This window comes from Duganella alba (assembly GCF_009674495.1).
In the GTDB taxonomy this organism is placed as follows: Bacteria; Pseudomonadota; Gammaproteobacteria; order Burkholderiales; family Burkholderiaceae_D; genus Rugamonas; species Rugamonas alba.
Window position 1 is genome coordinate 230,037 of record NZ_WKJN01000001.1, and the last position, 18,522, is coordinate 248,558.

An 18,522-nucleotide genomic window follows, 5' to 3' on the forward strand; every position below is an offset into this window, starting at 1 on the left:
ATGGCGCACATCCACCTCTGCTGGGAACTGGGCGGCGGACTGGGACACGCCGGCCGTCTGAAAATGCTGGCGCAAGCCTTGCTGGCGCGCGGCCATCGCGTGACCATGAGTTTGCGCGATCTGATGCACACGCATGCGCTGCTGGCCGACCTGGATGTGCCGAAGCTGCAAGCGCCGGTGTGGCTGCATGACGCGGTTGGGCTGCCGTCACCCGGCAATCTGGCGGAGATCCTGTTCCGCTGCGGCTACCTGGAACCCGCCGCGCTGCATGGCGTGGTGGGCGGCTGGCGCGCGATGTTCGCGCTGCTGCAGCCGGATCTGGTGGTGGCCGACTTTGCGCCGACCGCCTTGCTGGCCGCGCGCAGCATGGGCTTGCGCACTGCGTCGGTTGGCAATGGCTTCAACACGCCGCCGCGCGGACAACCGCTGCCGGCCTTGCGGCAGGCGCCGGCCGAACGGCTGGCGGCGTCGGAAGCGCGCATGCTGGCGACCGCCAACGCGGTGCTGGCGGCGTTTGGCGCCGAGCCTTACACGCAGGCGGCGGACGCCTTCCTTGGCGGCTTGCCGCTGCTGTGCACCTGGCCGGAGCTGGACCACTATGCGCGCGACGCGGCCGGCGAGCAGTGGCTGGGACCGAACTTCGTCGACGAGGGCGGCCTCGCGCCGTACTGGCCGGAAGGCGAGGGCGCAAAGGTGTACGCCTATCTGAAAGCATCGCATCCGGCGCACGGCGCGGTGCTGAAGGCACTGGTGGAAGAGGGCTGCCGCGTGCTGGCTTATGTGCCGGAAGTGGCGGCCGGCGCGCCGCCGCCGGTGGTCAGCGAGCGTTTGCTGTACGCCGATGCGCCGCTGGCGCTGGCGCCGACCCTGGCGGCGGCCGACCTGTGCGTCTGCCACGCGGGAGAAGCCACGCTGGCGCAGGCGCTGCTGGCCGGCGTGCCGTTGCTGATGCTGCCGTCGCATGCCGAACAATTCCTCACTGCGCGCCGCGTCGCCATGTCCGGCGCCGGCTATAACGCGGCCTTGCTGGCGCCTGCCGCCGACTGGCGCGCGGCGGTGCGCGGTGTGCTGGACGAGGCGCGCTATGGCGCGGCGGCGCAGGCCTTCGCCGCGCGCCGCCAGGGCTTTGACCAGCGGCGCATGAACCAGCAGCTTAGGGTGCTGCTAGAGCGGCATTTGGTTTAGCGCGGCGGGTGGTGAGCGCGCTACGGCCTTCGCCATCGAGCTTGAAGACGCTGACCGCGTTCACCAGATGCGAGGCCTGTTCCTGCATGGTCACGGCGGCGGCGGACGCCTGTTCCACCAGCGCGGCGTTTTGCTGCGTGGTCTGATCCATCTCGGTGATGGCGCCGTTGATGTGTTCAATACCGGATAGCTGCTCCTGGCTGGCGGAGGCGATTTCGCCCATGATGTCCGTGACGCGGCGCACGCTGGCGACGATCTCCTCCATCGTGGCGCCGGCTTGGTCCACCAGGCGCGCGCCCGCATCCACCTTGTCGACCGAGTCGCCGATCAGTTCCTTGATCTCCCTGGCGGCGGCGGCCGAGCGCTGCGCCAGGTTGCGCACTTCGGTGGCCACCACGGCGAAGCCGCGGCCTTGTTCGCCGGCGCGCGCCGCTTCCACCGCCGCGTTCAGCGCCAGGATGTTGGTCTGGAAGGCGATACCGTCGATCACGCCGATGATGTCGACGATCTTGCGCGACGAGGCGTTGATCGACGCCATGGTGTCCACCACCTGCGCCACCACCGCGCCGCCTTTGCCCGCGACGTCGGACGCCGACTGCGCCAGTTGGTTGGCCTGGTTGGCGTTGGAGGCGTTCAGCTTGACGGTGGACGTCAGTTCCTCCATCGACGATGCGGTTTCTTCCAGCGAGCCGGCCTGGCGTTCGGTGCGCTCCGACAGGTCCAGATTGCCGGCGGCGATTTCCGCCGACGCGGTGCCGATCGAATCCGTGCCCTTGCGCACTTCGGACACGATGCCGATCAAGCTGGCGTTCATCTCGCGCAGCGCGGCCGACAGCTGGCCGACTTCATCGCGGGTGCGTACCTGGATGTCCGAACTGAGGTCGCCGCCGGCCACGGTGCGCGCCACGCGCACCGCGTAGCTGATCGGCCGCACGATGCTGCGCGTGACGTACCAGCCGGCGAACACGCCCAGCGCGGCGCCGGCCACGCCCAGCGCGATCATCAGCGCGCTGGAGAAGCTGGCGGTGTGCTGCGCGCCGTCGCTGGAATCACGCATCAGCTGCACCTGGAATTCAATCAGCTTGTCCAGCGCGGCGATGTAGGCCGCTTGCGCCGGACGCACTTTTTGCAGCAGCAGGACGGCGGCGGCCTGCTTGTCGCCCGCCTTGACGGCGTTGACCATCTGGTCGCGCAGCGGCGAATAGGCGGCGCGGGCCTCGCCGAGCTGCTTGAACAGCGCCAGTCCCTGCGGCTGGTGCAGCACGCCGCCCAGCTTGTCGAGCAGCGTACCGATTTCCTGGCTGCGCTGGGCGATGGCGGCGTATTCCGCACCGGCTTCGGCGGCGTCAACCAGCAGCAGGTCGCGCAAGCCGCGCGATTGCTGCGAAACGTGGTCTTTCACGTCGTTGAGCAGGCCGATCTTCATGTAGCGGTCATTGATCGTCAGATTGACTTCATTGCTGGTGGCGCGCAGCCCGAGCGCGCCGACCACCACCACAATCGCCATCAGCAGCGTGGACAGCGAGAACGCGATTGTCAGCCGGTGACCGATCTTCAGATTGGAGATATTCATGATTCGTTATATTTATAGTTGCCAGTGAGAATGTAAAGTTTAGTCGGAAAATAAATGCCAGCCTAGTAATATTCCTTAATAGAATTAATATAGTTCCATGGCGCGCAACAGCTTGTAATGCACCGCTGTCCAGATGTATAATTACAAGTAGTGTTGCCGCATTTGAAATGAAAACATTGCCTTGGTAGGGCTGGATGTTTTTGAGAGGGCCGGCGTTCGATTGAACGCCGGCCCTTTTTGTTTCCTGAGTGCTCCGCTAGAATGCCGCCGACCTCATCAACACTAGGAAACCATGCAACTGATACAGCGTTCCGTGGCCGCCGCCACGCTGGTGTGCGGCCTGCTGGCCGCCGGCCTGGCTGGCGCCGGCGAATGCCCGGCTTTTTACGTCGACGGCCGTTTGCCGGAAATCCGCAACACCAAGATGGCGGCCGCCACCACCGAGCTGTGCTACGGCGTGTTCGGCGTCATGCATTCCGGTATCACCCGCACGCCGCTGTGGTCGGCCGAGCATCTGACGGCGCACAACGTCGATGCCGCCAAGACCCTGTCGCGCGAGAATTCCTTCCATCCCGAAGCCCGTCTGCCGGCCAATTACCGCGCCGAGCTGTCCGATTACGCCCGCAGCGGCTACGACCGTGGCCACATGGCGCCAAACGGCGACATGCCGGACCGCGAGACGCAGCACGAAAGCTTCACGCTCGCCAACATGGTGCCGCAGGACGGCGATGTGAACCGCCACATCTGGGCCGGCATCGAAGGCGTGGTGCGCAAGATGGCGCAGAAGGAGGGCGACCTGTACGTGATCACCGGCCCGGCCTTCATCGGCGGCAATCTGCGCAAGGTCGGCAATGTGCTGGTGCCGAGCCATGTGTATAAACTGGTGTACAGTCCACGCCAGCAGGCCGGCGCCGCGTTCTTCATCGCAAACAGCGACGGCGCGCAATACGAGATGCTGAGCATCGCCCAACTGGAAGAGCGGGTGGGCATCAATCTGCTGCCGTCGCTGACGCCGGCGCAGAAAGCGGTGCTGCTGCGGGTGCCCAAAGTGCGTCAACGTAAAGACGGGAGCAAGTAATGAGCAAATTCGTTCCGTATCAAAATGAGTCGGATGTGCTGCATGTCGGCGGCCTGACGGTGGAAAACCGCCTGGACCGCATCACCATCAGCGGCGATATCGACCTGACCGCCGACCAGGCCGGCCTGGCCGACGCCCGCGCGCTGCAACGGTTGCTGGCCGATGTGGTCGCCAAGCTGGAAGCGCAGTCGCTGCCGGCCAGGCTGCCGCCGGCGGCGACGACCATCGTGGCCAACCCTTTTGACTAGCTTGTTGCGTGAAAGCATCCTTTTGTGCGATCGATCGCTAATGAATCGCAGGAAATGTTATTCTCCAAAGACTTGTTTAACTGCCTGAAGACTGTGTCATGAGCCTCACAACCGGAAATAATTCGATCGATTCGCTGGTCTCCAGCAGCTGGAACGCCAACGCGGGTCAGGCGGTTACCTTGACCTACAGCTTTTTGACCAGCGTGCCGAAAGACGCGACGGCCGATGACGCCAACGGCTTTGCGGCGATGGACGCGACGCAGCAGCAGGGCGTGCGCACGGCAATGGCGGCCTGGGCGGCGGTGGCCAACATCACCTTCCGCGAAGTATCGTCCAACGGCGAGATTCAGCTGGGCACCAACGACCAGGGCAACGGCAGCAGCGGCTATGCGTATTTGCCGGAGACGGGTATTGGCTCGGTCCAGCTGTACACCAACAACCGGGACGCCTTCAATTTCAGTTTTGCCGCCGGCGATTTCGGCATTGCGGTGCTGATCCACGAGCTCGGCCATACGCTGGGTTTAAAGCATCCGGGCGATTACAATTCCACGGGCGGCAGTATCGACGGCCCGTTCCTGCCGGCCGCCACCGACAATATCGATTACTCGCAGATGTCGTACATCGTCGGCTCGGGGTTCAAGCTGAACGGCAATTACGGCATCACGCCGATGCTGTACGACATCCAGGCCATGCAGTACCTGTATGGCGCGAACATGACGTACCACACCGGCGCCGACACCTACAGCTTCAGCAAGGACGCGGCGCTGCAATGCATCTGGGATGCGGGCGGCACCGACACCTTCGACTTTTCCGCCTGCCGCGACGCCACGATCATCAACCTGAACGCCGGCACGTTCAGCTCCACCGCGCCGGGCTACAACAACATTTCCATCGCCTACAACGTGACGATCGAGCGCGCCATTGCCGGCAGCGGCGGCTCGACCATCTACGCCAATGCGGCGGGCAACGTCATCACCGGCGGCGCCGGCAATGACGTGATTTACGAAGGCGCCGGCAACGACCAGATCACCGGCAACGGCGGCAGCGACACGGTGGTGTTCGGCAAGGCGCTGGCGTCCTACACGCTGGCAGGCGACCTCGGTACGTTGAGCGTCAGCGGCGACGGCGTCGATACCTTGCAGGGCATCGCCAAGCTGCAATTCAGCGACACCAGCATCCTGCTGTCGAACTACAGCGCGCTGGTGGCCGGCACGGCCGGCAACGATGTGCTGACCGCCGGCGCCGGCAACCAGCTGGTCGTCGGCGGCGCAGGGGTGGATACGCTGAAACTCAGCGGCAGCGTGAGCAACTATTCGCTGTCGGTCAGCGGTTCGACGGTGACGCTGAAGGATTTGAGCGGCAGCGGCGTCACCGACCTGCTGAGTGGCGTGGAACGCCTGAATTTCGCCGACGGTTCGCTCGCGCTCGATACGCTGGGTTCCGCCGGCACCGTCTACCGGCTGTACAGCGCGGTATTCGCCCGCGCCCCCGATGATGCCGGACTCGGCTACTGGCTCAACGCGATCGACAAGGGCGCGCCAACCTTGATCGTTGCGAACAGCTTCGTCAACAGCAAGGAATTTACCGACCTGTATGGCCCCAACGCGACCAACGCGACCTTCGTCACGGCGCTGTATAACAACGTGCTGCACCGGACGCCGGATGCTGCCGGCGTGGACTACTGGGTGCAGGTGCTGGCCACCAGCGGCACGCGCGCCGATGTGCTGCTGGGCTTCTCGGATTCGGTCGAAAATATCCACACGATGAGCGAGATCATCCCGGTCGGCATTCCCTACACGCCTTACGTCGCCTGATCCGCGCCCGGCAGGCTGATGCGGTTGCGGCCCATGTGCTTGGCGCGGTAGAGCGCCGAGTCGGCCGTGGCCACCAGCTGGCTGGGATCGTTCTCGGCCGCGGCCAGCGCGGTCGCCGCGCCTATGCTCACCGTCACCACATGCTGCTTGCTGCCCAGGTTGGGCAGGCGCAGCTGCTCGACCCGGCAGCGGATGCGCTCGGCCACGATGGCCGCTCCCTTCAGCGATTGATTCGGCAGGATGACGGCGAATTCCTCGCCGCCGTAGCGCGCCACCAGGTCGTTGGCCCGCATTTCGCTGGAAACGGCGCTGGCGATGCGCTGCAGGCATTCGTCGCCGCCCAGGTGGCCGTAGGCGTCGTTGTACTGCTTGAAATTGTCGACATCGACCATCAGCAGCGACAGCGGCTGCTGGTTGCGCAGCGCGCGCTGCCACTCGGCGTTCAGGGTGTCGTCGAAGCAGCGGCGGTTGGCCAGGCCGGTCAGGCCGTCGCGCGTGGCCAGTTGTTCCAGCGCCACCTGCGCGCGCTTTTCGTCGGTGACGTCGCGCAGCGTTTCCACCACCGCCACCAGCTTGCCTTCGCTGTCGAAGATCGGGCTGGCGTCGGCCGCCAGGTAGCGCCGCCGGCCGACGCGCGGCATGTCGCACCAGTTTTCCGCGCACAGGTTGTTGTCGGCCTCGTGGCGGCGCGCGTGCTGGCGGTACAACCGGTGCAGCTCGGCGCTGCGGCCCTGGATCACCAGGTCGGCCAGCGTAGGCCGCTTTTCCTCGTAAAAACTCTTCCAGTGATCGGTGGTGCCCAGCACTTCCCACGCCGGCACGCCGGTCAGGCGTTCGCAGGCGCGGTTCCAGATGATGACCCGGCATTGGGTGTCGATGACAAAGGTGGGGATCACCAGCAGTTCCATCAGCTTGAGGGCAAAGCCGTGCTGCTGGTCTGCCTGCGAAAACTCCATCACGTGCTGGATTTTTTGTGTTCCGGTCATGGCGCGCCTTGGTTTTTAGGGAAGAGGGAAGGACATGGTCAGCGCCGTACCGGCGCCGGGCGTGCTGGCGATGTCGAAGCGGCCGCCGGCCTCCGCCACGCGCTGGGCGATGCCGCGCAGGCCGTGGCCGCGGCGCCCGGCGCCGGCAAGCTGCTGCGGCAGGCCGACACCGTTGTCGCGCACGGTGAGGTTCAGGCTGTGCTCCTGGCGGCACAGGCCGACGCAGACTTCCGACGCCTGCGCGTGGCGCACGATGTTGCTCAACGATTCCTGCAGCACGCGGTAGACCACGTGGCCGACGCCGTTTTCGGGCGTGGCGGCGAAGACTTCGGGCGCGGCGTCCAGCCGGCAGCGGATGCCGCTCAGGCGCGAGAACTGGTCGATCTGCTGCTGCACCGCGCCTTCCAGCCCGGACTCCAGCGCCTGGTCCGGCAAGTCGCGCACGATGGCGCGCATGGCGCGGGTGGCGTGCTGGATGCGTTGCTCCAGCCCGGCCAGCGGCGTTTTCAGCGCGGGATACTGGCGCGCCAGGGCGGCGGCGTCTATGCTGAGAGCCATCAGGTGCTGGCCCAGGTCATCGTGCAGGTCGCGCGCGATGCGGCGGCGGTCGGCGTCGCGCAGCGATTGCTGGGTCGCGCTCAACCGCGCCACTTGGCGGCGGGCATCGGCCAGGGCGCGCAGCGTCTGGCGATGCTGACGCCACCACAGCCACAGGCAGGCGGCACAGGCCGCCGCGCAGAAACTGGCGCAGACGACGTCGATTTCGATCAGGGGAGGCGCATAGCTCATGATGTATCGTCCCAGGGTGGACCCATCGATGACCTTAGCGTGCTTGTCCGGCGGAAGCATTGTGAAATGTCAACTTTAGGTGCTGCTATCCGGAAATCCGTGGCGTGGGATATAATCGAGGGTTGTCCTATCAGGAACTATCGTGACTTACAGCATCAAAGAGATTTTCTACACGTTGCAGGGTGAGGGCGCCCATGCCGGCCGTCCGGCGGTGTTCTGCCGCTTTTCCGGCTGCAACCTGTGGACCGGCCGCGAAAGCGACCGCGCCAGCGCCATTTGCCAGTTCTGCGACACCGACTTTGTCGGCACCGACGGCGAAGGCGGCGGCAAGTTCAAGACGCCGCAAGAACTGGCCGCGACCATCAACGCGCTGTGGCCGGAAACTTATACCGCCAGCAAGTATGTGGTGTTCACCGGCGGCGAGCCGCTGCTGCAACTGGATAAGCCGCTGATCGACGCGATGCATGCGGTCGGCTTTACCATTGCGATTGAAACCAACGGCACCCTGCCGGTGCCGGAAGGCGTGGACTGGATCTGCGTCAGCCCGAAAATGGGTTCGGAACTGGTGGTCAAAAAGGGCAGCGAAATCAAGGTCGTGATCCCGCAGACCAACCAGGATCTGTCGGTCTACGAGCAGCTGGACTTCGAGAATTTCTTCGTGCAGGCCATGGATGGCCCGCTGGCCGAGTTCAACACCCGCCTGGCGATCGAGACCTGCAAGCGCAACCCGAAGTGGAAGCTGAGCTTGCAAACCCATAAACTTTTACAGATACCCTAACTCATGCTGACCATTACCCGCAAGCTGGAATTCGACGCCGGCCACCGTATTCCCGACCACAAGAGCCAGTGCCGCAACCTGCACGGCCACCGCTACACGCTGGAAATCACCCTGACCGGCAACATCATCGACGTCGAAGGCAATTCCGACAACGGCATGATCATGGACTTCTCGGACATCAAGGCGCTGGCCAAGGAACACCTGGTCGACGTCTGGGACCACGCCTTCATCGTCTATGAAAAAGACGCATCGGTGCGTGATTTCCTGGCCTCGCTGCCGGACCACAAGACCGTGGTGATCGACCGTATCCCGACCGTGGAAAACCTGGCGCACGTGGCGTTCGGCATCCTGAAGGCGGCCTACAAGGACCGCTACGGCACCGGCCTGCACCTGCACAAGCTGGTGCTGCACGAAACCCCGAACTGCTGGGCCGAGATCACCGATGGTGCCTGACAGCTACATGCAGCTGGCGCTTGAACAGGCGCAGCAAGCGTGGGACCTGGGCGAGGTGCCGGTTGGCGCCGTCGTCGTCAAGGACGGCGAGGTGATCGCCGTCGGCTGCAACCAGCCGATCGGCAGGCACGATCCGACCGCGCATGCGGAAATCGTGGCCCTGCGCGCCGCTGCCGAAAAGCTGGGCAATTACCGCCTGCCGGGCTGCGAGATGTATGTGACGCTGGAACCGTGCGTGATGTGCTCGGGCGCGATGATGCATGCGCGCCTGGCCAGGGTGGTGTACGGCGCCTCCGATCCGAAGACCGGCGCCTGCGGCTCGGTGGTCAACCTGTTCGAGCAGGAACAGCTGAATCACCACACCGAAATCGTCGGCGGCGTGATGGCGGAGGAGTGCGGCGCCATGCTGAAGAACTTCTTCGCCGCCCGTCGCGCCGCCGCGACAGCAGCCAGACGCGCCACGCAGGAATAAAAATGGTATGCTAAATCCCAAGTGTGATTTGGGAGATAGCCTTGGCCAGCGTACAAGCAAACGGCATCACGATTGCCTACGAAACCAGTGGTGATCCGCTCGATCCGCCGGTGTTGTTGATCATGGGGCTGGGCATGCAGCTGATCGCCTGGCCGAAGGATCTGGTCGATGGGCTGGTGGAGCAGGGTTATTACGTGATCCGATTCGACAACCGCGATATCGGTCTGTCCACCAAAATGCGCCAGCATAAGAAGCCCAGCCTGGTCTGGGTTTATCTCAAGTCGCTGCTTGGACTGAAACAGTCCGCTCCCTACACCCTTTACGATATGGCCGACGACGCCGTTGCCTTGCTCGACGCGCTGGGCCTGGCGCGCGCGCACCTGGTCGGCGTTTCCATGGGCGGCATGATTGCGCAGATTATGGCGGCGCGCTTCCCCGACCGCACGCTGAGTCTCACTTCCATCATGTCCACCAGCGGCCGGCGCGGCTTGCCGGGGCCGACCGCGTCCGCGCGCAATGCGATGATGCGTTCCAGCGATCCGAGCGACCGCAAGGCGACGGTGGACCGCGTCGTCAATGTGTACAAGGTGATCGGCAGCCCGTCGTTCCCGACGCCGGAGCGCGTGATGCGCGCCAATATCGAGCGGGCGATCGACCGTGGCGCCAATCCGGACGGCGTGGCGCGCCAGATGGTGGCGATTGTGGCCGCCGGCGACCGCACGGCGCTGCTGCGCAAGATACGCTGTCCGGCGATGGTGATCCATGGCGCCGCCGATCCGCTGCTGCCGGTGGCCTGCGGCGTCGACACGGCGGAAGCCATACTGGGCGCGCGCCTGCACATCATCGAAGGCATGGGGCACGACTTGCCGCAGCAGCTGAACGAACGCCTGCTTGCCTTGCTCGACCAACACCTGCGCGGTAATATGGCGGCGGAACTTCCTCCGCTGGCTCCGCATCGGGCGGGCAGCGGCACCCATCACTGACAGAGATACTTTGAGCACTCCACAAATCGGCATCGCGATTGCCGCACCCAGCGGCCGCGCGCCGGATAACGACGCCCTCCAGCGCGGCGTGCGGCGCCTTGAGCAGCAAGGCTTCCTGGTCCATAACTACTACGATGACGACAAGCGCTTCCAGCGCTTCGGCGGCACCGACGAATGGCGGCTGGCGCAGCTGAATGCGGCGGCGGCCGACCCGCAGGTGCAGGTGGTGATCGCGCTGCGCGGCTCCTACGGCATGTCGCGCCTGCTGCCGATGATCGATTTTCACAAGATGGCGGACAGCGGCAAGCTGTTTGTCGGCTACAGCGATTTCACGGCGTTCCAGATGCCGCTGTTGAAGCAGACCGGCCGCATCAGCTTTGGCGGGCCGATGATCTGCGACGACTTTATCCGCGACGAGCCGGTGGCCTACACGCTGAACCAATTCTGGGATTGCCTGCGCGGACCGGTACATGCGGTGCGCGGCGTGGTTGCCGAGGGCGTGGCGGATAATCCGGTGGTGGATGTCAGCGGCAAGCTGTGGGGCGGGAATCTGGCGATGATGGTCAGCCTGCTCGGCACGCCGTATTTCCAGGCGCTGGAGGGGGGGATTTGCTTCATCGAGGACATCAGCGAGCATCCGTACCGCGTCGAGCGCATGGTGCTGCAGCTGTTCTATGCCGGCGCGCTGGACGCCCAGCGGGCGCTGGTGCTGGGCGATTTCTCCGGCTACAAGCTGGCGCCGCTGGACAACGGTTACGACTTCGACGCCATGCTGGCCTACCTGCGCGAGCGCTTGCCGATCCCGGTGCTGACCGGCCTGCCGTTCGGCCACATCAAGGAACGCGCCACGTTGCCATACGGCGGCGCCGCGCACTTGGTTTCCACCGAACGCGCATTCGACTTGAAGATCAGTGATTATCCGACGTTGGGTTGATGGCCGGCCGCAAGGCGCGCACTTCGCGCCCCAGTGCATCGACATTCTGCGCGAGGGACTGAATCTGGCCCTGGGTGGAAGTGTAAAGATAGACGGATATCGAGGTGGTGACGGTCATGATGATCGCCAGGCCGGTGAGCATGATGCCGATGCACCATTTGAGTACCTCGGCTTGGCCGCGCAATAGCCGAGTTTCCATCTCGGCAAGACGATTGACGACGCGCGCGTCCATTTCCGCCAGCCGGGCTTCGGTCATGGCGTAGTATTCGCGGACGCCGGAAAGGATGGCCTGGTCCTTGGCGTCGATATAGTCTTTGATTGACGGAGTATCCATCGATACATCGTGCGCCCGGCCCAGTACACTGTCAATCCGCGTCCGGCAGTGACTTGAGGTGTATCAAGCTAGTGTAAGTGCTTGTTTTATATGGGCTTACACGCGATCTGGCCTGCTTGCTGTATAATTTCTCCTTTCGCTCTATCTATTCTGCAAAGTCCAACTCCAAATGCTCAGTACCGCAAACATCACGATGCAATTCGGCGCCAAGCCGCTGTTTGAAAACATCTCCGTCAAGTTCGGCGATGGCAACCGTTATGGCCTGATCGGCGCCAACGGCTGCGGCAAGTCCACCTTCATGAAAATCCTCGGCGGCGATCTCGATCCGTCGGCAGGCAACGTGATGCTGGACGTGAACGAACGCCTTGGTAAGCTGCGTCAGGATCAGTTTGCCTACGAAGACATGCGCGTGCTGGACGTGGTCATGATGGGCCACACCGAGATGTGGGCCGCCATCGCCGAACGCGACGCGATCTACGCCAACCCGGACGCCACCGACGACGACTACATGAAGGCCGCCGACCTGGAAGGCAAAGTCTCCGAATACGACGGCTACACCGCCGAATCGCGCGCCGGCGAACTGCTGCTGGGCGTAGGCATCAGCATCGACCTGCACCAGGGCCCGATGAGCGCCGTGTCGCCAGGCTGGAAGCTGCGCGTACTGCTGGCGCAGGCCCTGTTCTCGAACCCGGACATCCTGCTGCTCGACGAACCAACCAATAACCTGGACATCAACACCATCCGCTGGCTGGAAGATGTGCTCAACGAGCGCAACTCCACCATGATCATCATTTCCCACGATCGCCACTTCCTGAACCAGGTGTGCACCCACGTGGCGGACATGGATTACGGTACGCTGAAGATCTACCCGGGCAATTACGACGACTACATGCTGGCCTCGACTCAAGCGCGCAACCAGCAGTTGGCCAACAACGCCAAGGCGAAAGAGAAGGTCGCCGAACTGCAGGACTTCGTGCGCCGCTTCTCGGCCAACAAGTCCAAGGCCCGCCAGGCCACCTCGCGCGCCAAGATGATCGACAAGATCAAGGTGGAAGACATCAAACCATCGTCGCGCGCCTATCCGTTCGTGCGCTTCGAAGGCGAGAAGAAGCTGCACCGCCTGGCCGTCGAAACCGACAGCATCAGCAAAAAATACGACCGCACGCTGTTCAACAACTTCAGCATCATGGTTGAAGCGGGCGAACGCATCGCCATCATCGGCGCCAACGGCGCCGGTAAGACCACGCTGCTGCGCTGCATCGGCGGTGACGACATCGCCGGCCTGCACGCCGATCACGGCACCGTCAAGTGGGCGGAAAACGCCAACGTCGGCTACATGCCGCAGGACCCGACCGAAGATTTCGCCACCGATATCTCGCTGACCGACTGGATGGGCAAATGGACCAAGGAAGGCGACGACGACCAGGCCGTGCGCTCGATCCTGGGCCGCCTGCTGTTCGGCGGCGACGAGGTGAAGAAGTCGGTGCGCGTGCTGTCCGGTGGTGAGAAGGGCCGCATGATGTACGGTAAGCTGATGCTGGGCCGTCACAACGTGCTGCTGCTCGATGAACCGACCAACCACATGGACATGGAATCGATCGAGTCGCTGAACATCGCGCTTGATAAATACGCCGGCACCCTGATCTTCGTCTCGCACGACCGCGAATTCGTTTCGTCGCTGGCCAATCGCATTATCGAGATCAAGGACAATGAAGTCGTCGACTTCCGCGGCAATTACGAAGAGTATCTGACCAGCCAGGGTATCGCCTAAAGACTATGCAAGCCATTGAGATCAAACCCGTCGAGTACGAGCATCCACAAGACGGAGCCAGCTGCACCGCCCACGCCTGGGCGCGCACGCCAGCGACTCCTAGCGCTGAACAGCGCATCGAACTCAAAGAACGCATCAAGCGCCTGCTGAAGGAGAAGCAGGCAGTCCTGGTGTCCCATTATTATGTGGACGCCGACCTGCAGGATCTGGCCGAGGAAACCGGCGGCTGCGTCTCCGATTCGCTGGAAATGGCGCGCTTCGGCCGCGATCATGCGGCCAAGACGCTGGTGGTGGCGGGCGTGCGCTTCATGGGTGAAACCGCCAAGATCCTCAGCCCGGAAAAACGCATCCTGATGCCGGACCTGGACGCGACCTGCTCGCTGGACCTGGGCTGTCCGGCCGACGAATTCGCCGCTTACTGCGATGCGCATCCGGACCGCACGGTGGTGGTGTACGCCAACACCAGCGCCGCCGTCAAGGCGCGCGCGGACTGGATGGTGACCTCGTCGATCGGCCTGGATATCGTCAAGCACCTGCACGAGCAGGGCAAGAAGATTTTGTGGGCGCCGGACAAGCATCTGGGTTCCTACATCCAGAAGCAGACCGGCGCCGACATGCTGCTGTGGCAGGGTTCCTGCTTGGTGCACGATGAATTCAAGGGCGTGGAGCTGGAGCTGCTGAAGGCCCAATATCCTGAGGCGAAGATCCTGGTGCATCCGGAATCGCCGGCAAATGTGGTGGCGCTGGCCGATGTCGTCGGCTCGACCACGCAGATCATCAACGCCGCCGTGGAATCGGATTGCGACACCTTCATCGTCGCCACCGACAATGGCATCCTGCACAAGATGCGCGCCGCGGCGCCGGGCAAGCGCTTCATCGAAGCGCCAACCGCCGGCAACAGCGCCACCTGCAAGAGCTGCGCGCACTGCCCATGGATGGCCATGAACGGTCTGCAAAATCTGGCCGACGTGCTGGAGAATATGGACAATCCGGCGGTCAGCGCCAACAATGAAATCTTCGTCGATGCGGAAATCGGCAAGCAGGCCGTGGTCTCGATCACCCGCATGCTGGACTTCGCGGCGGCCAAGAAGGCCAAGGTGCAGCCGGGCCCGGATCTGGCAAAAGAAGCACAACTGTTTTCGGGAATCGGTCCTGCATGATGAGCACTCTGGTGAACAAGTTCGCGCCGTTCGACGACGCGTTGAAAACCGCATTTGAAGCGAACCTGCTGTCGGCGCTGCTGGAAGACGTGGGCGGCGGCGACCTGACTGGCCTGCTGGTGCCGGAAGGCTGCCGCGCCAAGGCGCGCGTGATCGTGCGCGAAGACGCGGTGCTGTGCGGCGCGCCCTGGTTCGAAGGCATCATGAACTGCATGCAGGCCGGGATTGAAATCGACTGGAAGTACGCGGAAGGCGATTTGATGAAGGCCGACAGCGTGGTCTGCACCATCGAAGGCCCGGCGCGCGCGCTGCTGACCGCCGAACGCGGCGCGCTCAACTTCATGCAACTGCTGTCCGGCGTGGCGACCGCCACCCGCAAGTACGTCGACGTGATCGCCGGCACCCGTGCAGCGATTCTCGACACGCGCAAGACTTTGCCGGGCCTGCGCCTGGCGCAGAAGTACGCGGTGCGCGTCGGTGGTGGCCAGAATCAGCGCCTGGCGCTGTACGACGGCATCCTGATCAAGGAAAACCACATCGCGGCGGCAGGCGGCATCACCAACGCGGTGCTGGCGGCCAAGCGCCTGGACAAGGGCGTCAGCATCCAGGTGGAAGTGGAGTCGCTGGAAGAGCTGAAGGAAGCGCTGGAAGCGGGCGCCTTGTCGATCCTGCTGGATAACTTCAGCACCGACATGATGCGCGATGCGGTGACGATCAACGCCGGCCGTGCGCTGCTGGAAGCGTCGGGCGGCATCAACTTCGACACCGTGCGCGCCATCGCCGAAACGGGCGTGGACCGCATCTCGATCGGCAGCCTGACCAAGGATATCCGGGCCACCGACTATTCTTTGCGCATCGTCGGCTAATCCGCGTAGAATAAACCGCAAGATGCCGGATTCCCGGCAGGGGAGACCCACTTGCGGCTGTCATCACGGCGACGTTGCTTGACTGTCTTGTGCGGCATGGCGCTGGGCGCTTTGCCGCTATCTTCTTTTGCCCGCGCACCGGTTTCGCGTGAACTGGTGGCCGTCGGCACCCACAATGTCGGTATTTTCGAGCGGCGCCCCAACGGCGAGTTTTCCGGCCTGGGCGTGGAGCTGGTGCGGCTGCTGGCGCATCGCCATGGTTACCAGGCGCGCTTTGAAATCTATCCGTGGCGGCGCGCGATGGAGGTGGTCAGCGGCGGCAAGGCCGACATCCTGGTTGGCGCCTACAAGTCTGTCGAACGGCAGCGCATTCTCCGCTTCGGCGAACAGGCCTTTTTGCAGGACGAGCTGGCGTTCTACGTGCGCGCCGACAGCATGCCGGTGTGGGATGGCGATTATTCCTTGCTCAAGGGCCGGCGCGTGGCGGTCATCAATGGCTGGCTGTATGGACAAGCGTTCGACAAGGCGCTGCCGCAGCTGCGCGCCAGCGTCACCAATAGCGTGGAAAATGGATTGCAGATGCTGGCGCATGGCCACGTCGAGCTGTTTGCGACCAACCGGCGCGATACCGATCCGGTGCTGGCGGCATTGGGCTTGCAGGACAGGCTGATGGCGCTGGCGCCGCTGATCGATGTGCAGGATGGCTACTTCGCCTATCCCTTGTCGTCGCGCCTGCGCGACGTGCCGGCGCATTTCGATCAACTGCTGGTGGAGATGAAGAGAAATGGCGCGCTGCAAAAGCTGGCGCGCCGCTATGGCGTTACGATTCCCTGATCGACTTGCGCATTTTCGCCAGCGGCACCAGCACGTCGCCTGGCAAGGTGATCTCGATTGGTTCAACGATGCTGAAGCCGCAGGCGGTGTACAGCGGCACGCCCGGCATGGTGGCCGCCAGTTCCAGCGTGTGGAAGCCGCCGGCCGCCGCCGCGTCGGTGCAGTGCTGGAGCAGCATGCGGCCCAGGCCCTGGCGCGCCGCCGACGGATCGACAAAGAACGCGCGGATGCGGGCCGGCTCGCTGGCCGGGTCCAGCAGGGGATCGGCGCCGGTCTTGGTGCGGTCGGCGCCGAACAGCGTGCTGCGCTTGCTCCATCCTCCGCAGGCCGCCAGCTGGCCGTCCTTCTCGATGATGAAGTAGGTCTGATCCGCCACCAGCTGCGTGTCCACGCCGAACACATAGCGCGTAACGGCCTGCGCCTGCTCGGGCGTGTAGAAGCCTTCGCTGAGCTCAATGCCGGAACGCGCGATCAGCGCCTCCATGGCCGGGATGTCGGCCTGCGTGGCGTGGCGGACGGCGATCATTGCTTGCGGCGCGGCGGCGTCAGGATGGTCGGCAGCGCTTTGGCCAAGGTCTCCGGATAGTCGCGGCTGAAGTGCAGGCCACGGCTTTCACGACGCAGCAGTGCGCTGTTGACGATCAGGGTCGCCACCTCCACCAGATTACGCAGTTCCAGCAGGTCATGCGACACGCGGAAGTTCTGGTAGTACTCGTCGATTTCTTCCGTCATCAGCGCCAGGCGGTGCTGCGCGCGTTCCAGGCGCTTGGTGGTGCGCACGATGCCGACGTAGTTCCACATGAAGCGGCGCAGCTCGTCCCAGTTGTGCGAGATGACCACTTCTTCGTCGGCGTCGGTGACACGGCTTTCATCCCAATCCGGCAGGTAGGGCACTTCGCCTTTTTCCTTGGCGGTGATGTCGAGCGCGCAGGCGCGGCCGATCACCACGCATTCCAGCAGCGAGTTGCTGGCCAGGCGGTTGGCGCCGTGCAGGCCGGTGCAGGCGGTTTCGCCGACGGCGTACAAGCCTGGCAAGTCGGTGCGGCCGTGCAGGTCGGTGACGATGCCGCCGCAGGTGTAGTGCGCGGCCGGCACGATCGGGATCGGTTCCTTGGTGATGTCGATGCCCAGCTCCATGCAGCGCGCATAGATGGTGGGGAAGTGCTCGATCAGGAATTCGGCCGGCTTGTGGCTGATGTCCAGGTGGACGTAGTCCAGGCCGCGCTTTTTGATTTCGAAGTCGATGGCGCGGGCGACCACGTCGCGCGGCGCCAGTTCGGCGCGTTCGTCGTGGGCCAGCATGAAGCGCGTGCCGGCGGCGGCGCCGGCTTCCGGCGGCAGCTTGAGCAGGCCGCCTTCGCCGCGAATCGCTTCGGTGATCAGGAACGACTTGGCGTAGGGGTGGTACAGGCAGGTCGGATGGAACTGGATGAATTCCATGTTCGACACGCGGCAGCCGGCGCGCCAGGCCATGGCGATGCCGTCGCCGCTGGCGGTGTCCGGATTGGTGGTGTACAGGTACACCTTGCCGGCGCCACCGGTACACATCACCGTGTGTTCCGCCGCAAAAGTGTGGACCTGACCGGTATGCTCGTCCTGCACGTACAGGCCGTAGCATTTCGGCTGTGCATTGCCTTTTTTGCCTGGGTGAACTTTGTCCGAGGTAATCAGGTCGATCGCGCAGTGGTGCTCGAACAGCGTGATGTTCGGGTGGGCGCGGACTTTTTCTTCCAGCGTCATCTGCACCGCGTTGCCGGTGGCGTCGGCGGCGTGGATGATGCGGCGCTGGCTGTGGCCGCCTTCGCGCGTCAGGTGGAAGCCCAGTTCGGCCGAATCGTCCTTGGTGAAGGGCACGCCCTGTTCGATCAGCCACTCGATCGCTTCGCGGCCGTGCTCGACGATGTAGCGCGTGGCGCCTTCGTCGCACAGGCCGCCGCCGGCGATCAGAGTGTCGTCGATGTGCTGGGTGTGGCTGTCGCCGGAGTCCAGCACGGCGGCAATGCCGCCCTGGGCCCAGTTGCTGGCGCCATCCCTCAGGGCACGTTTGGAAATAATCGCTACGGTACGGGTCTCGGCCAGATGCAGGGCGACCGACAGGCCGGCCAGTCCGCTGCCGACAATTGCAACATCAAATTTCATGATTAAGTGGGTTTGAATGCACTAGAGAACCATGACTATAGACCATTTGTCATAACCGCGTCATAAATGGCCTTTTTGACTCCGGGATTGCATCTCGGTTGTGGGCGCTCAAAACGGCTGGGTTA

The 18,522-nt window shown here is 63.8% G+C and carries 19 protein-coding genes; 13 read left to right on the forward strand and 6 right to left on the reverse strand.

The genetic code is table 11. The annotated features are described in order from the left end of the window. Positions 1-1,185 carry a glycosyltransferase gene (locus GJ695_RS00990; protein WP_154361747.1) on the forward strand — a complete coding sequence of 395 codons (1,185 nt, stop codon included), beginning with the start codon at positions 1-3 and terminating at the stop codon, positions 1,183-1,185. On the opposite strand, the gene GJ695_RS00995 is transcribed toward GJ695_RS00990, so the two are convergent. Continuing rightward, positions 1,154-2,758 (reverse strand): methyl-accepting chemotaxis protein, encoded by a 1,605-nt coding sequence (locus GJ695_RS00995; RefSeq protein WP_154361748.1) that lies wholly within the window; start codon positions 2,756-2,758, stop codon positions 1,154-1,156. The genes GJ695_RS00990 and GJ695_RS00995 overlap by 32 nt on opposite strands. Positions 2,759-3,050: 292 nt before the next feature. Between GJ695_RS00995 and GJ695_RS01000 the strand changes: the two genes are divergently transcribed. From GJ695_RS01000 to GJ695_RS01010, 3 genes are all read left to right on the forward strand, one after another. Continuing rightward, positions 3,051-3,836, forward strand: a complete 786-nt coding sequence (locus tag GJ695_RS01000; protein WP_154361749.1) for a DNA/RNA non-specific endonuclease — start codon at positions 3,051-3,053, stop codon at positions 3,834-3,836. Continuing rightward, entirely contained in the window at positions 3,836-4,084 is a 249-nt protein-coding gene (locus GJ695_RS01005) for a hypothetical protein (protein ID WP_154361750.1), read from the forward strand. Before GJ695_RS01000 ends, GJ695_RS01005 begins: the two co-directional genes overlap by 1 nt. A 98-nt stretch (positions 4,085-4,182) precedes the next feature. Beyond that, a complete protein-coding gene (locus GJ695_RS01010; protein ID WP_154361751.1) occupies positions 4,183-5,898 on the forward strand; it encodes a DUF4214 domain-containing protein in 1,716 nt (571 codons plus the stop codon). Here the strand turns inward: GJ695_RS01010 and GJ695_RS01015 are convergent. After that, positions 5,886-6,884: a sensor domain-containing diguanylate cyclase gene (locus tag GJ695_RS01015; RefSeq protein ID WP_229260266.1), complete on the reverse strand. Its 999-nt coding sequence runs from the start codon at positions 6,882-6,884 to the stop codon at positions 5,886-5,888. The genes GJ695_RS01010 and GJ695_RS01015 overlap by 13 nt on opposite strands. Positions 6,885-6,899: 15 nt before the next feature. Next, on the reverse strand, positions 6,900-7,673 hold the full coding sequence (locus tag GJ695_RS01020) for a sensor histidine kinase (protein ID WP_154361752.1): 774 nt from the start codon (positions 7,671-7,673) through the stop codon (positions 6,900-6,902). A 142-nt stretch (positions 7,674-7,815) separates the two neighbouring features. Here GJ695_RS01020 and queE point away from each other — a divergent pair, with 142 nt between their 5' ends. The 5 genes from queE to ldcA are packed head-to-tail and all read left to right on the forward strand — an operon-like array spanning position 7,816 to position 11,293. Beyond that, positions 7,816-8,451, forward strand: coding sequence for a 7-carboxy-7-deazaguanine synthase (gene queE, locus GJ695_RS01025; protein WP_166454980.1), 636 nt, complete (start codon positions 7,816-7,818; stop codon positions 8,449-8,451). A gap of 3 nt (positions 8,452-8,454) precedes the next feature. Next, on the forward strand, positions 8,455-8,904 hold the full coding sequence (gene queD, locus GJ695_RS01030) for a 6-carboxytetrahydropterin synthase QueD (protein ID WP_154361753.1): 450 nt from the start codon (positions 8,455-8,457) through the stop codon (positions 8,902-8,904). Beyond that, on the forward strand, positions 8,894-9,376 hold the full coding sequence (tadA, locus tag GJ695_RS01035) for a tRNA adenosine(34) deaminase TadA (RefSeq protein ID WP_229260267.1): 483 nt from the start codon (positions 8,894-8,896) through the stop codon (positions 9,374-9,376). The genes queD and tadA overlap by 11 nt, the downstream gene beginning before the upstream one ends. A gap of 41 nt (positions 9,377-9,417) precedes the next feature. Further along, the gene (locus GJ695_RS01040; protein ID WP_154361754.1) at positions 9,418-10,359 is read left to right on the forward strand and encodes an alpha/beta fold hydrolase; all 942 of its coding nucleotides are present in this window, start codon (positions 9,418-9,420) and stop codon (positions 10,357-10,359) included. Positions 10,360-10,369: 10 nt separating this feature from the next. Further along, positions 10,370-11,293 (forward strand): muramoyltetrapeptide carboxypeptidase, encoded by a 924-nt coding sequence (gene ldcA / locus GJ695_RS01045; protein ID WP_154361755.1) that lies wholly within the window; start codon positions 10,370-10,372, stop codon positions 11,291-11,293. Here ldcA and GJ695_RS01050 read toward each other — a convergent pair. Further along, entirely contained in the window at positions 11,268-11,627 is a 360-nt protein-coding gene (locus GJ695_RS01050; protein WP_154361756.1) for a CCDC90 family protein, read from the reverse strand. The genes ldcA and GJ695_RS01050 overlap by 26 nt on opposite strands. A 169-nt stretch (positions 11,628-11,796) precedes the next feature. Between GJ695_RS01050 and GJ695_RS01055 the strand changes: the two genes are divergently transcribed. From GJ695_RS01055 to GJ695_RS01070, 4 genes are all read left to right on the forward strand, one after another. Next, positions 11,797-13,398, forward strand: coding sequence for an ABC-F family ATPase (locus GJ695_RS01055; RefSeq protein ID WP_154355994.1), 1,602 nt, complete (start codon positions 11,797-11,799; stop codon positions 13,396-13,398). A gap of 5 nt (positions 13,399-13,403) precedes the next feature. After that, positions 13,404-14,558, forward strand: a complete 1,155-nt coding sequence (gene nadA / locus GJ695_RS01060) for a quinolinate synthase NadA (protein WP_154361757.1) — start codon at positions 13,404-13,406, stop codon at positions 14,556-14,558. Beyond that, positions 14,558-15,424 carry a carboxylating nicotinate-nucleotide diphosphorylase gene (gene nadC / locus GJ695_RS01065; RefSeq protein ID WP_154361919.1) on the forward strand — a complete coding sequence of 289 codons (867 nt, stop codon included), beginning with the start codon at positions 14,558-14,560 and terminating at the stop codon, positions 15,422-15,424. The genes nadA and nadC overlap by 1 nt, the downstream gene beginning before the upstream one ends. Before the next feature lie 78 nt (positions 15,425-15,502). Next, the gene (locus GJ695_RS01070) at positions 15,503-16,258 is read left to right on the forward strand and encodes a substrate-binding periplasmic protein (RefSeq protein WP_154361758.1); all 756 of its coding nucleotides are present in this window, start codon (positions 15,503-15,505) and stop codon (positions 16,256-16,258) included. Here GJ695_RS01070 and GJ695_RS01075 read toward each other — a convergent pair. After that, positions 16,245-16,784, reverse strand: coding sequence for a GNAT family N-acetyltransferase (locus tag GJ695_RS01075; protein ID WP_154361759.1), 540 nt, complete (start codon positions 16,782-16,784; stop codon positions 16,245-16,247). The two genes, GJ695_RS01070 and GJ695_RS01075, sit on opposite strands and share 14 nt — an antisense overlap. Continuing rightward, positions 16,781-18,397, reverse strand: coding sequence for an L-aspartate oxidase (nadB, locus tag GJ695_RS01080; protein WP_154361760.1), 1,617 nt, complete (start codon positions 18,395-18,397; stop codon positions 16,781-16,783). Before nadB ends, GJ695_RS01075 begins: the two co-directional genes overlap by 4 nt. Positions 18,398-18,522: the final 125 nt, after the last annotated feature.